Annotated in this window: 13 protein-coding genes; 7 read left to right on the forward strand and 6 right to left on the reverse strand. The window is 67.4% G+C overall.

All coding sequences use genetic code 11. The annotated features are described in order from the left end of the window. Positions 1–115 precede the first annotated feature (115 nt). Positions 116–1,945, reverse strand: a complete 1,830-nt coding sequence (glmS, locus tag DIE13_RS28175; protein WP_124830324.1) for a glutamine--fructose-6-phosphate transaminase (isomerizing) — start codon at positions 1,943–1,945, stop codon at positions 116–118. A gap of 156 nt (positions 1,946–2,101) precedes the next feature. Between glmS and DIE13_RS28180 the strand changes: the two genes are divergently transcribed. Beyond that, the gene (locus tag DIE13_RS28180) at positions 2,102–2,593 is read left to right on the forward strand and encodes an Lrp/AsnC family transcriptional regulator (protein ID WP_124830325.1); all 492 of its coding nucleotides are present in this window, start codon (positions 2,102–2,104) and stop codon (positions 2,591–2,593) included. A gap of 17 nt (positions 2,594–2,610) precedes the next feature. Here the strand turns inward: DIE13_RS28180 and panB are convergent, their stop codons facing one another. Further along, positions 2,611–3,456, reverse strand: coding sequence for a 3-methyl-2-oxobutanoate hydroxymethyltransferase (gene panB, locus DIE13_RS28185; protein WP_124830326.1), 846 nt, complete (start codon positions 3,454–3,456; stop codon positions 2,611–2,613). Positions 3,457–3,533: 77 nt separating this feature from the next. On the opposite strand from panB, the gene DIE13_RS28190 reads away from it, so the two are divergent. Next, positions 3,534–4,352 (forward strand): helix-turn-helix domain-containing protein, encoded by an 819-nt coding sequence (locus DIE13_RS28190; RefSeq protein WP_124830327.1) that lies wholly within the window; start codon positions 3,534–3,536, stop codon positions 4,350–4,352. 33 nt (positions 4,353–4,385) lie between these two features. Here the strand turns inward: DIE13_RS28190 and DIE13_RS28195 are convergent, their stop codons facing one another. Together DIE13_RS28195 and DIE13_RS28200 are read right to left on the reverse strand one after the other, a co-directional pair. After that, positions 4,386–4,925 (reverse strand): methylated-DNA--[protein]-cysteine S-methyltransferase, encoded by a 540-nt coding sequence (locus tag DIE13_RS28195; RefSeq protein WP_124830328.1) that lies wholly within the window; start codon positions 4,923–4,925, stop codon positions 4,386–4,388. Continuing rightward, entirely contained in the window at positions 4,922–6,400 is a 1,479-nt protein-coding gene (locus tag DIE13_RS28200) for a DNA-3-methyladenine glycosylase 2 family protein (RefSeq protein ID WP_124830329.1), read from the reverse strand. The genes DIE13_RS28195 and DIE13_RS28200 overlap by 4 nt, the downstream gene beginning before the upstream one ends. A 352-nt stretch (positions 6,401–6,752) precedes the next feature. On the opposite strand from DIE13_RS28200, the gene DIE13_RS28205 reads away from it, so the two are divergent. After that, positions 6,753–8,045, forward strand: coding sequence for an MFS transporter (locus DIE13_RS28205; protein WP_124830330.1), 1,293 nt, complete (start codon positions 6,753–6,755; stop codon positions 8,043–8,045). Positions 8,046–8,140: 95 nt separating this feature from the next. Here the strand turns inward: DIE13_RS28205 and DIE13_RS28210 are convergent, their stop codons facing one another. After that, a complete protein-coding gene (locus DIE13_RS28210) occupies positions 8,141–9,244 on the reverse strand; it encodes a LacI family DNA-binding transcriptional regulator (RefSeq protein WP_124830331.1) in 1,104 nt (367 codons plus the stop codon). An 87-nt stretch (positions 9,245–9,331) separates the two neighbouring features. Between DIE13_RS28210 and DIE13_RS28215 the strand changes: the two genes are divergently transcribed. Next, complete coding sequence (locus DIE13_RS28215) at positions 9,332–10,168, forward strand: NAD(P)-dependent oxidoreductase (RefSeq protein WP_124830332.1); 837 nt, start codon at positions 9,332–9,334, stop codon at positions 10,166–10,168. A gap of 27 nt (positions 10,169–10,195) precedes the next feature. Here DIE13_RS28215 and DIE13_RS28220 read toward each other — a convergent pair whose 3' ends face one another. After that, positions 10,196–10,516 carry a DUF1330 domain-containing protein gene (locus DIE13_RS28220; RefSeq protein ID WP_124830333.1) on the reverse strand — a complete coding sequence of 107 codons (321 nt, stop codon included), beginning with the start codon at positions 10,514–10,516 and terminating at the stop codon, positions 10,196–10,198. Between the two features lie 290 nt (positions 10,517–10,806). Between DIE13_RS28220 and DIE13_RS28225 the strand changes: the two genes are divergently transcribed. The 3 genes from DIE13_RS28225 (at position 10,807) to DIE13_RS28235 (ending at position 14,967) form a co-directional block, all read left to right on the forward strand. Beyond that, positions 10,807–12,534, forward strand: a complete 1,728-nt coding sequence (locus DIE13_RS28225; protein WP_124830334.1) for a histidine kinase — start codon at positions 10,807–10,809, stop codon at positions 12,532–12,534. 2 nt (positions 12,535–12,536) lie between these two features. Further along, entirely contained in the window at positions 12,537–13,187 is a 651-nt protein-coding gene (locus DIE13_RS28230) for a response regulator transcription factor (protein ID WP_124830335.1), read from the forward strand. A 337-nt stretch (positions 13,188–13,524) separates the two neighbouring features. Further along, a complete protein-coding gene (locus tag DIE13_RS28235) occupies positions 13,525–14,967 on the forward strand; it encodes a hypothetical protein (RefSeq protein ID WP_124830336.1) in 1,443 nt (480 codons plus the stop codon). The last annotated feature ends 1 nt before the right edge of the window (position 14,968 follow it).

The raw sequence follows: 14,968 nt of genomic DNA on the forward strand, positions 1-14,968 counted from the left end.
TCCTTGCGTTTGCGTGGCATAAAAGTGGCTCCTTGGCCGTCAGTTTATGCATCACACACAAAAGACCGGATAGGCTCTTCGAAGTTGCTACATCGCGGCCCCCGCCGAATGTCCTTTACTCCACCGTCACCGACTTCGCCAGATTCCTGGGCTTGTCAATATCCGTCCCCCTTGCCAGCGCCGCGTGATAAGCCAGCAATTGCATCGGCACCGTATGCAGAATCGGCGACAGCGGCCCGTAGTATTCGTTGAGCCGAATCACCTCGATTCCGTCGCTCGGCACCAGCCCGCAGTCCACATCCGCGAACACGAAAAGCCTGCCATTGCGCGCGCTGACCTCATGCATGTTCGATCGAAGCTTTTCCAGAAGCGCATCGTTCGGCGCCACCGCAATCACCGGCATCTCGTTACTGACCAACGCCAGCGGCCCATGCTTCAATTCCCCCGCGGGATAAGCCTCCGCGTGGATGTACGAAATCTCCTTCATCTTCAGCGCGCCTTCCAGCGCGATCGGATAATGCATCCCGCGTCCGAGAAACAGCATGTTGTCGCGCCGCGCGAGCAGTTCCGACCAGCCCATGATCTGCGGCTCCAGCGCGAGCACCTTCGACATCGCATCGGGCAGATGCCGCAGCGCACGCAGATGCGCCTTCTCCTCGTCGTCGCTCAACCGCCCGCGCACCTGCGCCAGCGACAAGGTCAGCAAGAACAATGCGACGAGCTGCGTCGTAAAAGCCTTCGTCGACGCCACCCCGATCTCGATCCCCGCCCGCGTGACGAACTGCAGCGCGCATTCGCGCATCAGCGCGCTCGTCGCGACGTTGCAGATCGCGAGCGTATGCATCATCCCGTTGCGCTTCGCGACATGCACGGCCCCGAGCACGTCGGCCGTCTCGCCGCTTTGCGACACCGCGACGACGAGCGTGCGCGGATTCGGCACGCTGTCGCGATACCGAAACTCGCTCGCAATCTCCACGCTCGCGGGCAGCTTCGCGATGCGCTCGATCCAGTACTTGGCGGTCAGCGCCGCGTGATAACTGCCGCCGCACGCGAGCAGCAACACCGAATCGGCATCGTTGAACACGCGCCACGCACCGTCGCCGAACAGCTCCGGCATGATCGACCCGACATCGAGCAACGTATCGGCCACCGCCTGCGGCTGCTCGAAGATTTCCTTCTGCATGTAATAGCGATACGACCCGAGGTCGGCCGCACCGCTATGCGCGGCCACGCGCTGCACCGCACGTTCGACACGCTGGCCGGCCGCATCGACGATCCAGTAGCGATGGAGCTGAATATCGGCGACATCGCCGTTCTCGAGATAAGCGATGCGATCGGTGATGCCCGACAACGCGATGGCATCCGACGCCAGGAAATTCTCGCCGTCGCCGACACCGACGACGAGCGGCATTCCGTCGCGCGCACCGACGATCCGGTGCGGCTCGTCGCGGCACATCACCGCGATCGCGTAGCTGCCGTGCAGTCGCGCGACGGCGCGGCGCACCGCGTCGAACAGGTCGCCGTCGTACAGATGGTCGATCAGGTGCGCGATCGCTTCGCTGTCGGTCTGGCTCGCGAACACGTAGCCGTGCGCCTGAAGCTCCGCGCGCAGTTGATCGCAGTTCTCGATGATCCCGTTGTGCGACAGCGCGATGCGTGCGTTGTCGTCGCTCGGCGAGAAGTGCGGATGCGCGTTGAGCGTGACGGGCGCGCCGTGCGTCGCCCAGCGCGTATGCGCGATGCCGGTGTACCCGGACAGCGCATGCGCGGCGATCTCGCGCTGCAGGTTGGCGACGCGCTCGACGCTGCGCGCGCGGGCCAACGCGCGGTCGCGGTAGACCACGACGCCGCACGAGTCGTAGCCGCGGTATTCGAGCCGCTTCAGCCCGTCGACGAGGTTCGGCAGGATGTCCCGCTGGGCAACCGCTCCGACAATTCCACACATATCGCGCTCCGTAAATGTCCTGTCTGGACCTGTGACAGCGATGGTAGAGGCGGGCTAATGGAATTAAATTTCAAAATACATCTATAAATGAAACGAATAGGCGATCAGTTATCATGTTGAAATTAAATTTCACGTCTTGACGGGAAGGAGCCGCCGATGGCCGGCATCACGCTCGACGATCTCGACCTGCGCATTCTCGCGATCCTGCAGGACGAGGCGTCGGTATCGAACCTGGAGCTGGCCGAGCGCGCCTTGTCGTCGCCGCCGACCTGCATGCGCCGCGTGCGGCGGCTGACGGAAGCGGGCGTGATCCGCCGGCAGGTCGCGGTGCTCGATCCGGTCGCGATCGGCACGGCGGTCACGGCATTGATCGAGATCAGCCTCGACCGGCAGACGGCCGAAGACTACGACGCGTTCGAAGCCTACGTCTGCGCGGAGCCGGCGGTCACGCAGTGCTATCGCGTATCGCCGGGGCCGGATTTCGTGGTGGTGGCCGATCTGGCCGACCTCGCCGAATACGACGAATTCGCGCGGCGGCTGTTCACCGGCGCATCGAACGTGCGCAACGTGCGGACGTTCTTCTCGACGCATCGCGCGAAGTTCGAGGCGAACGCACGGGTCGCGCATGCGATGCGCAAGCGCGTGTAATTGCCTCGAATCCGTTCTCACGCGGCGTCCGTCAGTTGCAGCGGCTTGCCATACCCGAAGCAATGTGCGGGCTCGGGAAACGCGGATTGCCGTACGTCCTGCGCGTACTGGCGGATCGCATCGCGCATCACCGCATTCGCGTCGGCGTAACGCTTCACGAAGCGCGGCGTGTACGCATCGAACGCGCCGACCATGTCCTCGGTCACGAGCACCTGCCCGTCGCAAGCCGGCGACGCGCCGATGCCGATCGTCGGAATCGACAGCGTTTCCGTTACGTGCCGCGCGAGCGCTTCGGCGGTGCCCTCGATGACGACGCCGAACGCGCCGGCCCGCTCGGCGGCACACGCGGCATCGAACACCTGCGCAGCCGAACGCGGATCCATCCCCTGCGCGCGGAAGCCGCCGGTCGCGTTCGCTTGCTGCGGCATGAGGCCGACATGCGCCATCACTGGAATGCCGCGATCGGTGAGGAAGCGGATCGTGTCGGCCATCTCGCTGCCACCTTCGAGCTTCACGGCCTGCGCACCGGTTTCGGCGATCAGGCGCGCGGCGGAGCGATACGCCTGCGCGGGCGATTCCTGATACGTCGAGAACGGCAGGTCGACGACGACGCACGCGTGCGCGGCGCCACGAACGACGGCCGCACCGTGTGCAATCATCATGTCGAGCGTGACGCGCAGCGTATCGGGCATCCCGTACAGCACCATGCCGACGGAGTCGCCGACGATGATCATGTCGGCCACCTCGTCGACCAGCTGCGCCATCGGCGCGGAGTAGGCGGTCAGCGATACGAGGCTGCCGATGCCTTTGGTCGAACGGATCGCGGTGATGGTCTTGCGGGTGGTGCGGGTATGAGCGCTCATGAACGGAAGCCGTGTGAAAGAGGAGCCGTCACGGTAGCATCGCACTCGTTCGTGCAATGACCTTCGGAGGACGTCTTATGTTGCTGGCGGGACAACCGGCCGACCCTTACGCGGTGCCGCCGATGGCGCGCCTGCCGAGGCCGCTGTTCGTGCGTGCGTTCGAGATTCCCGGCAACGTGAGTGTTGGTGCGCACAGTCATCCGTGGGCGCAGCTCATGTATGCGACGCGCGGCGTGCTCGAGGTGTCGACGCCGTTTGGTCAGCATCTGCTGCCGCCGCACTACGCGATGTGGATTCCGCCGGACGTCCCTCATGCGGTAACGACGCGCGATTGCGTTGCGTTCCACAGCCTGTATCTCGATGCAGCGATCGCGCGCGACGATCCCCGCGACGACTGCACGATTCTCTGCATGACACCGCTTCTGCGCGAGCTGGTGATCGCCACCGGCGAGTTGCCGGTGAACTACGACGAGACGGGGCCGGACGGTGCGCTGGTGTGCGTGATCGCGGACCGGATCGCACGCATGCGGCCGGCGCCGCTGACGGTGCCGCTGCCTCGCGATGCGCGACTGATGAAGATCGCACGCGCATTGCATGCATCGCCGGGCGATACGCGCAGTCTCGACGAATGGGGACATCAGGTCGGCGCGACGCGGCGCACGCTGTCGCGTCTGTTCCGGCAGGACACCGGGCTGTCGTTTACCGAATGGCGGCAGGCCGTGCGGCTGCTGGCAGCGTTGCCGCTGCTCGACGCGGGCGAGCCGATCGGGACGGTGGCCGCGCTACTCGGCTACGACTCGACGTCGTCGTTCATCGCGCTGTTCCAGGCGAAGTTCCGCATGACGCCTGGTGCGTATGCGAAACGCGAGGCACGGCGGCCGGTGCTGGCCGACTGACGCGCCCCGGGCGCGCCGGACGTCGGCGTTCAATCAGAATGCAAGCGACTGCTGCATCGCATGGCGCTCCCCGCGCTGAAACCCCGCCCCTTCGAGCGACAACAACGCTCGCTTCCGTTCGATCCCGCCCGCATATCCGGTCAGGCTGCCCGACGCGCCGATCACGCGATGGCACGGCACCATGATCGACACCGGATTGCGGCCGACCGCGCCCCCGACGGCGCGCGCGGCGCTCATCGGCAGCCCGACGCGTTCGGTGATGTCGCCGTACGACACGAGCTCCCCGAACGGAATCGCGAGCAGTTGCTTCCACACGCTGCGCTGAAACGCGGTGCCGCGCAGGTGAATCGGCACCGAGAAGGTCTCGCGCGTGCCGGTGAAATACTCGGCGACTTCTTCTGCGATCTTGCGTGCGAGCGGCGATGCGTTGCGTGCGTCCGCATTCGCATCCGACGCGATCGCGAGCGACGGATAGTATTTCTGGCCGACGAAAAAAAGGCCCGTCAGCGCATCGTCCTCGATGCGGATGGCGATGTCGCCCAGCGGGCTCGGAATCAGATGAGCGGGAGTCAACGCGAAGCTTCTCCATGAAGGCGCCACACATGCAGTGCGGCATACGCGCGCCATGGCGCCCAGCGCGCCGCATGCGGCGCGCTGGATGCAGATGATGCAATGCGCGGACGATCGGCGGCGCGCTGTGCAAGCCATGTATCGTCGGCGGGGAATGCGTTCGGCCAGCCCATTGCGCGCATCGCGACGTACTGCACCGCGCGTTCGTCGAAACCGGGCATCGCGCGCAACGCGGCGAGCGTCGCGTCGAGCGGCGCCATCGGTTCGAGCGCGAGCGTGCCGTCGGCGACCGCGCGTGCCAGCGACACGATAGCGCGCGCCGCATCGCGCGCGATGCCGATCGCTTCGAAGGCTGTCGGCGGCGCGCAAGCGAGCGTCGCGGCGCAGGGCAGGGTATGCGTAAGCCCGGGCGACGCGTGGTCCACCGGCGAGCCGAAGCGTTCGGCAACGCGCGCGAGTAGCGCGGCGGCGTGCGTTGCCGCCAGCTGCTCGCCCGCGATCGCGCGGATCGCAATCTCGAGCCCGTCGAATGCACCGGGCACGCGCAGGCCGGGCGAGCCGTGTGCGAGTTCGCCGAGGTGCGCGTCGATCACGTCGGGCCGGCTGTCGAGATCGAACAGCCGCCGCACGCGCGCGAGCACGGCCGGCACGACGGGCGTCAGCGCGGGCGATACGGTGACGGCGAGCGCGAACCGCTGCGGCACGTGCGTCACGGACAACCAGCCGGCGACATCGCCGCCGCCATGTCCGTTCGGCAGCGCGACGACGCGCGCATAACCGTTCGCGTCGATCCGCTCGACGCCGTCGATCTGCCGCTGCGCGAGAAACTGCATCAGCTCGGCCCACGCGAACGGCGGCCGGTACGGCAGCGGGAACGTCATGTCGCCGCCGGCCGCTGCGCTGGCGCCCTTGCGCAGGCGCAGCGGATTGAGGCCGTAGCGTTGCCGGAACAAGTCGTTGAAGCGCCGCACGCTGCCGAATCCGGCGGTCGAGGCGACGACGGCCACCGGCAGCGCGGTGTCGGTCAGGAGGCGCTTGGCCATCAGCAGCCGGTGCGTCTGCGCGAATTCGACCGGCGACACGCCGAACTGCGCGGCGAAGATCCGGCGCAGATGGCGCTCGGTCACGCCGACCCGCCGCGCGAGCGCATCGACCGCATGCTCGTTCAGAAAACCGTCCTCGATCAGCGCGGCGGCCGCATCGGCGAGATTGCCGGACAGGTCGAGCAGCCCGTGACCGGGCGCGAGCTCGGGCCGGCAGCGCATGCACGGCCGGAAGCCGGCCTTCTCGGCCGCCGCGGCGGTCGGATAGTAACTGCAGTTCTGCGCCTTCGGCGGCTTCACCGGGCAAACGGGGCGGCAATACACGCCCGTCGTCGACACGCCCGCGAAGAACCAGCCGTCGAAGCGGCGGTTCCGCGAGAGCAGGGCGTCGTAGCAGATGTCGGGATCGAGGCGCATGCGGCGACTGTAAACCATCCGCGCCGCCGATTCTGGCTGGAATCGGACATGTGTATCGGCTGGCGCTTCCGCGTCATGGCCTCGTTCGCACCCCGTTTCCGCGCAGGAAAATCGCGGAAAAACGATTAATGCCAATCTGCGAAACAGTCGTCTCTTTTTGCGCGGCCCGATTTGAGATGACTCATCGAAATCCCCGACTGACATGCCACCAGCGCCCGTCCTATGCTTTGAAAAACGTTTTCCAGACATCGACAGGCGACCGGCCGTGCCACGAACGTGGCACACCGCCGCCCGCCCCGGCGCCCGTCGCCGGTCACGGACACGCATCATCCAGCGGCGCGACGGGCGCGGCCGCGCATCGGAGACACTCATGCAATCTGCCGTCGTCGGCGCCGTGCGCGCCGCGGCCAGCCGCTACCGCTGGACCGTCTGCGCGCTGCTGTTCTTCGCGACCGTCATCAACTACATGGATCGGCAGATCCTCGGCCTGCTCGCGCCGATGCTCCAGCACGACATCGGCTGGAGCCAGGTGCAGTACGGCCGCATCGTGATGGCGTTTTCCGCGTTCTACGCGATCGGGCTGCTCGGCTTCGGCCGCATCGTCGACTGGCTCGGTACGCGCATCTCGTACGCGGTCGCGATGCTGGTGTGGAGTATTGCCGCGGTGCTGCACGCGGCGGTCGGCTCGGTGATGGGCTTCGCCGCGGTGCGCGCGCTGCTCGGGATCGGCGAGGGCGGCAACTTCCCGGCCGCGATCAAGACGACGGCCGAATGGTTTCCGCGCCGCGAACGCGCGCTGGCAACCGGCATCTTCAACTCGGGCGCGAACATCGGCGCGGTGTTCGCGCCGGCGATCATCCCGGCGATCGCGGTGGCCTACGGCTGGCGCGCGGCGTTCGTGATCATCGGCGCGATCGGCATCGTGTGGCTCGCGGTGTGGCTGGTGATGTACCGCCCGGCCGACACGCGTGCGCTCGCCGCCGAATACGACGAGCCGCGCGACGAAGCCGAAGCGCTCGACGCGGCAAACGCGGATGCCGGCGCGCCGCGCTGGAGCGAACTGATCCGCAAGCGCGAGACGTGGGCGTTCCTGATCGGCAAGTTCCTGACCGATCCGGTGTGGTGGTTCTACCTGTTCTGGCTGCCGAAGTGGCTCAACGAGTCGCGCGGGATGGACATGCAGCATATCGGCCTGCCGCTCGTGTGCATCTATGCGCTGACGACGGTGGGCAGCATCGGCGGCGGCTGGCTGTCGTCGGTGCTGCTGCGCGCGGGCTGGAGCGTGAACGGCGCGCGCAAGACGGCGATGCTGATCTGCGCGTGCTGCGTGCTGCCGATCGCGTTCGTGTCGCAGGTGCAGAGCCTGTGGATCGCGGTGCTGATTGTCGGCCTCGCCGCGGCCGCGCACCAGGGCTGGTCGGCGAACCTGTTCACGACCGCGTCCGACCTGTTTCCGCGCCGCGCGGTCGCGTCGGTGGTCGGCATCGGCGGGATGGCCGGTTCGATCGGCGGCGTGCTGTTCTCGGAAGTGATCGGCCAGGTGCTGCAACGCACGGGCCACTACTGGGTGCTGTTCGCGATCGGCGCGCTGGCCTACCTGCTCGCGCTGGCCGTCATGCACGTGCTCACGCCGAAGATGAAGCCTGCGAAGCTCGACGCGTAATCGCGGCGGGCGGGCAAATGAACGCGCCGCCTCGCGGGCGGCGCGTTTGCTCTGAAGCGAAGCAAGGGCGCGGTGCGATGCGAGCGTGATGCGCTTCAACCGGCCTCGGCCGTCGATGCGCGCACGATGAGCCGCGGCTCGAACGTCGAATAGCTCGCGTCGGTGCGGCCGGCGAGCGCGTCGATCAGCTTCTGCATCGCGAGCTCGCCCATGTTCTCGCTCTGGATGTCGATGGTGGTCAGCGCGGGCGCGGCGTACTGGCCGTACGGCACGTTGTCGATGCCGGCCACCGACACGTCCTGCGGCAGCCGGAACCCGAGCGATGCGGCTTCCTTCATGAAGCCGAGCGCGATCAGGTCGTTGTAGCAGATCACGGCCTGCGGGCGCTGCGGCCCGAGCATCACGCGCGAGCACGCGCGCTCGCCGGCTTCGGCGGTCGGCGCATGCGCGTCGTGCACGTCGAGCGTGAGCCCCGCTTCGGCGAGACAGTCGCGCGCGCCCTGGATCCGTTCGTCGTTCGGGCGGGCCTGCCCGAAGCCGAGGTACGCGATGCGCGTGTGGCCGAGATTGAGCAGGTGGCGCGCGAGCATGTAGGTGGCGAGCCGGTTGTCGATGCCGACGCTCGGAATCGGCAGGCCGGGGCTGCGCCGCAGCAGCACGAGCGGCTTGTGAAGATCGAGCATCCAGCCGGCTTCCTCGTCGGGCATCCGCGTGCTGACGATCAGCCCGTCGACGCGCTGCGCGAGCGCCTCGATCAGCGAGCGTTCGCGCGCCTGGCTCTCTTCGGTGTCGACGAGCAGCAGCGTGTAGTCGTGCTGGAGCGCGACGCGGTTCGCGCCTTTGACGACGTTCGTGAAGTACGGGTTGCTGATGTCGAGGATCACGACGCCGATGGTGCGGGTGCGCCCGGTAATCATCGAGCGCGCGAGCGGGTTCGAACGGTAGCCTAGCCGCTCGATCGCTTCCTTGAGCCGCGCTTCGACGTTCGGCGAAAAGCGCTGCGTGCCGTTCACATACTTGGACACCGTCGCGACTGACACGCCGGCTTCCGCGGCCACGTCGCGGATCGTCGGGGAAACTTTTTTCATCGGAAGGGTAACGTTTTCGTTGGCTTGCCCCGGATTGTGGCAGAAAAAGCCGGCGCCCGGCCGCCGGGCCATATCGGGAAAGTGCGGATAGCCGGGAGCGTGTTCGACCATTGACGTTCGGCTTTTTGGCCGCGTATAGTTGGAAAACGTTTTCCGATTTTCGGTACACCCCAGGACAGATTCAAGGAGACACATTCGATGAACGCCTCATCCACCGGTGCGCGCAAGCCGTTCGGGCGCCTGCTGCTGACCGGCGCGGCCGGCAATCTCGGCCGCCAGGTGCGCGGCGCGCTGGCGAACTGGGCCGACGTCGTGCGCGTGAGCGACATCGCGGCGCTGGACGACGCGGCCCCGCACGAAGAAACCCGGGTCGTCGACCTGGCCGACCGCCCGGCGGTGATGGATCTGGTCGCCGGCGTCGACGCGATCGTCCACCTCGGCGGCATTTCGATCGACGCGCCGTTCGACGATCTCGTCGATGCGAACATCACCGGCACGTACAACCTGTACGAAGCCGCGCGCAAGCACGGTGTGAAGCGGGTCGTGTTCGCGAGCTCGAACCATGCAATCGGTTTCCATCCGGTCACGGAAGTGCTCGACGCCGATTCGCCGCTGCGTCCGGACAGCCTGTACGGCGTGACGAAATGCTTCGGCGAGTCGCTGTCGCGGTACTACTTCGACCGCTTCGGCATCGAGACGGTATGCCTGCGGATCGGCTCGTCGTTCGAGGTGCCGAAGAACCCGCGCATGCTCGTGACGTACCTCAGCTACCGCGACTTCATCGAACTCGTGCGCTGCTCGCTGCTGACGAACCGCGTCGGCCACGCGATCGTCTACGGCGTGTCGGACAACCCGGTGAAGTGGTGGGACAACACGAAGGCCGGCTTCCTCGGTTTCCGGCCGCAGGACAGCTCCGAGCAGTTCGCCGGGCTGTTCCCGGTAACCGCCCCGACCGCCGAGTACGACGACGCCACGCAGCGGTATCAGGGCGGCGGGTTCGTCGTCGGCGAGCCGATGGAGCGCAAGGCGACGTAATCGCGGCAGCACCCGATGCGGCGTGGCTCAGCGCAGGATGTCCGTTGCCTTGTGCCGCTCGTCCACGCCGTCGATCAGGATCAACGGGCCGCTCGCGTGTCGCGCACGCAGCGGCTGAATCTGCCGGTACGCCTCCGATTCGTACCATGCGCGCGCCGTGTCGAGATCGGGGAACGCGATCGCGATCAGGTCGCCGCGCCATTCCCCTTCGCGCACCTCCGGCCGCGCGCCGTGAATGACGAAATGGCCGTCGAACGGCGCGAGCGTGCCGTCGATGCGCTGGAGGTATGCGACGATGTCGTCGCACATCCGGACGTCGTGCAGGTGGGCGATGGCGTAGGCGGTCATGGCGGGCTCCGTGGTGTCGATCCGACGGGTTGATCGGTCAAGCCATGATCGGCGCGCTTGCTGCGCGCGTCGATTACCTGCGACGTAAGCGAATCCCCCCGGGCCTCGCGCCATCCCGCGCGCACGGCGCAGCTTGCCAGCCGGCCGCGCGTCGGTAAGAATGCGGCCAGACCACACGCGACCGGGCGACGAAGCCGCATGCCGACGGCGCCAGCCGATACGCGTGAACGCAATCGAACGAACACGGCGGCCGCTCCAGGCGTTCGCCCGAAACCAACACGCTATCCGCCATGATCCGGCGCGCTTCCCGCCATCCGCTCGCGATCGCCGCGATCGTCCTGACGCTGCTGCTCGGCGTCACGCATCTGGTCGTCGTCGAGCTCGACGCGCGCACCCGGGCCGCGGCCGACCTGAAGTTCGGCGAATTCGTCACCGACACGAGCAACAAGATCCAGGTTCAACTGCTGCGCTACGTGGACGTGCTGTCCGGCGTGCGCGGGCTGTGGTCGGTCGTCGGCGAACCGACGCAGCGGCAGTTCCGCGATTACGTCGCGTCGCTGCACGTGGCGCGGCGTTTTCCCGCGCTCGAAACGATCAACTACTGCGACTACATTGCGACCGCGGATACGCAGGCATACGAGCAGGCGATGCGCTTGCGGTTGCACAAGGCCGATTTCACGGTGTTTCCGGCTGCTACGCCGCACGCGTACCGGATGGTGCTGCGCTACAACGTGCCTTTCAACGCGATCTACGTCGGGCGCGACATTGCCGCGAACTTTGGCTGGAACGTTGGAAAAGACACGAACCGGATGGGGGAGCCCTATACGTCCGGCGTCGGTGTCGCGCAGCTCGACGGGCACGTCGGCCCCGGCCTCGGCATCCGCCTCACGGTGTATCGCGGCGGCGAAGTTCCGCCGCCCGCCGAGCGCGAGTCGCGCGCGATGGGATCGGCGGGCATCTTCGTCGACGTGCGTTCGCTGATTCGCGAGGCCATGCCCGACGACGACTGGCGGTTCGTGTCGCTGCGGCTGCATACGGTCGCGAAGCCCGGCGAATTCGCCGACGTGCAGCGCCGCGTGCTGTTCGCGTACGACAACGACGCGCTGGCCGGCGCGGCGACGATGGCCGAACGCCGGACCTTCACCGTCGCCGGCCGGCAGTTCGTGCTCGACATCGCGGTGCCGGCCGACCACTTCCAGGACGCGATCGGCCGCCATATCCGCGCGATCGGCTATGCGCTCGGCGGCGCGATCAGCCTCGCGGCGGCCTGCATCATCTATCTGCTGCTGGCCGCGCAGCGCCGGCTCGCCGACACCGTCACGCAGCAGTCGGCATCGCTCGCGAGCACGCGGCACCAGGTGTCGACGCTGCTCGATGCGCAGTTGCACGCCGAGCGCGAGCTTACGCGGCAAGGCGAGCGCGAGCGCCAGCAGATTGGTCGCGAGCTGCACGACGATCTCGGCCAGAAGCTGACCGGTGCGTCGCTGATGCTGAGCACGCTCGCGCAGTCGCCCCGCGACGCGGCGGACGATCATCGGCAGGTGATCGACAGGATTTCGGCGATCGTCGAGGATGGCATCCAGACGATCCGCACGCTGTCGCGCGGGCTGTCGCCGTTCGACGGTTCGCCGCACGATCTCGCGGCCGCGCTGCGCGAGCTGTGCGGCGACGTCGACCGGCTCGTCGCCGACGGTTGCCTCCTGAGCGTCGAGTACGATACCGAGCTGCTGTCGCCGGATACGTCGCTGCACCTGTACCGGATCGTGCAGGAGTCGGTGTCGAATGCGCTGCGGCACGGGCACGCCACGCGGATCGACGTCGTGTTGCGCGACATCGACGGCCGCGTCGCGCTGGCGATTCGCGACAACGGCACGGGCTTCGCGGCGGGCATCGATCCGGCCGCGCAGCCGGCGTCGCGTCTCGGGCTGCGCAGCATCCGCTCGCGCGCCCAGCTGCTCGGCCTGCACGCACGCTTCCTGACCAACGAAACCGGCGGCACGACCGTCGAAGTGGACTGACCATGAACCCGACCATCGTGCTCGTCGACGATCACCCGATCGTTCGTGAAGGGCTCGCGACACTGCTGCATGCGGTGCCCGGCTACCGGGTCGTCGCGCAGGCCGGCAACGCGCATGACGGCCTCGACGCCGTGCGCGCGCACCGGCCCGCCATCGCGGTCGTCGACCTGATGCTCGGCGACACGCTCGCGCTGCGGCTCATCGAGGAAATCGCGCAGAGCTGCCCCGACACGGCCGTCGTGTGCATCTCGATGCATTCGGACGTGGCGTATGCGGAGCCGGCCGCGCTGGCCGGCGCGCTAGGCTACGTGAACAAGGCGAACGTGAGCCGCACGATCCTCGACGCGATCGACTCGGTGTTGCGCGGCGTACCGTATTTCCCGCCGGCAGTGCAGCAGAACCTGCTGCGCCGCGCGCGCGGTCAGGCGGCGAAACCGACGACGCCGCTCGCCGCATTGTCGCCGCGCGAGATCGAGATCCTGCGGATGATCGGCGAAGGGCTGACGAAGCAGCAGATCGCCGAGCGGATCGGCCGCAGCGCGAACACGGTCGAAGCGCACCGCACCAACATCAAGCGCAAGCTCGGCCTCGACAACAACGCCGAGCTGATCCGTTTTTCCGCCCTGAACCTGTTGTCGGCACCCGGGCGCTAAACCGTGAAGCGAGTGCCCCTCGCTCACCGGTTGAGGCCCGCGCCGATCCGTCGAGCGATTGTCCGGCCCGTGCGCCGGCCCTACGATCCCGATCAATACGACAACAACGCTGCGGGGTCTCCATGCCATTCCGATTCTTGCCCGACCGGCCCGGCAGCGCCGGCCCGTCGGATCCACGCGGCCTGACTCGCTGAACGACCATCGCGCGAACGGCAAGTGCCTGCCGTCGCGCGCGCAGTCGTTCGTGAAGCGCATCCCGGCGCCGGTGTCGCGACCCGATGCGGCGCCGCGCGGCCATTCGTCGTTCGCGACTTTCGAACCACAAGAGAGAGACCATATGAAACAACAGACCCTGGCTGGCCTGCTTGCCGGCGCGACCGTGCTCGGCGCGCTGTCCGGATGCGGCGGCGGTGGCGACGGCGCTTCGTCGTCGAACAACGGCAGCAGCAACAGCGGCAACGTGACGACGTCGTTGAGCGGCACGGTCGCGACCGGCGCACCGCTCGGCAACGTGACCATCACGGCCTACGAGGCGAACGGCAACCAGTGCGGCTCCGCCGTCAGCGCGGCCGACGGCACGTACGTGATGAAGAACATCCATTGCGCGTCGCCGTTCCTGATCGAGGCGCAGACGGCCGACGGGCTGCTGGTGTCGCCGTACGTCGGTTCGGGCATCGTGTCGAACATGAACCTCACGCCGATCACGACCGGTATCTTCTTCGGCACGATCGCGAAGAGCGGCATCACGCGCACGCTGACCGATTCGCTGCAGACGCTCGACGCGGCGACGCTCCAGGGCTACTACGTGAACGTCACCGCCGATCTGCAGACGATGTTCCCGCCGTCCGCGTACGGGGTCGACTGGTCGAGCATCGATCCGGTGACCACGCCGTTCCAGGCGAATCACCAGCTCGTCGACGCGGTGCTCGACCATCTCGGGCTGATTCGTCCGACGGCCGACAACCCGTCCGTCACGTACGTGAACACCGCCACCAACCAGCAGTTCTCGACGACCGCGTCCGACAACGGCGGCGCGGCGACGGTCGGCAGCGTGACGACGCAGACGCCGCTCGCGTCGTCGGTTGCGCCGGCGAACACGACGGTCAACTATCTCGACTTCAACTACCGGCAGCCGCTGGCATCGACGACCAGCCTGACCGGCTCGATTCTCGATGCGGGTGCGTCGGGCAACGGCATCGCCGGCACGGTGTCGTTCGGCAGCCCGCAGGTGTCGTCGCCGTTCACGAGCGTCGACGGCAACTACACGTGGGGCGCGAAGATCGCGGCCGGCAACGGCTTCGACTCGAACGCGAGCGACTTCAACCTGCCGGCCGCCGCGATGGTGTGCCAGTCGCTGTCGGGCGGCACGGGCCCGTCGAGCCTGAAGTCGACCGATGTGCTGGTGCCGGCGAACGCGGTTCCGGTGACGCAGGCGTCCGATCTCGTCGGCGTGTCGTTCACGCGTTACTACGAGGACTGCCTGCAGGGCGGCACGAGCCCCGCGACGACGACCGGCAACTATCTGTCGTTCGACGGGCAGGGCGGCGCGACCTTCGTCGTCGCGAACGGCGGCTCGGCGTCGCAGACGATCACGGTGCCCGCCGCGCAGGTGACGGGCGCGCTCACGGGCACGCCGCTCGTGTCGCTCGGCGGCCAGCCGGGCAGCACCGTGCTGTCGGCGTATCGCTATCAGACCGCGTACGGGCTCACGCGCTACGTGCTGGTCGAGCGCGGCAGCGCGGATGCGTCGTCGGGGTACGTCGGCATCTGGCTGCAGTAAC

Source organism: Burkholderia sp. Bp9016 (assembly GCF_003857765.1).
Taxonomy (GTDB): Bacteria; Pseudomonadota; Gammaproteobacteria; order Burkholderiales; family Burkholderiaceae; genus Burkholderia.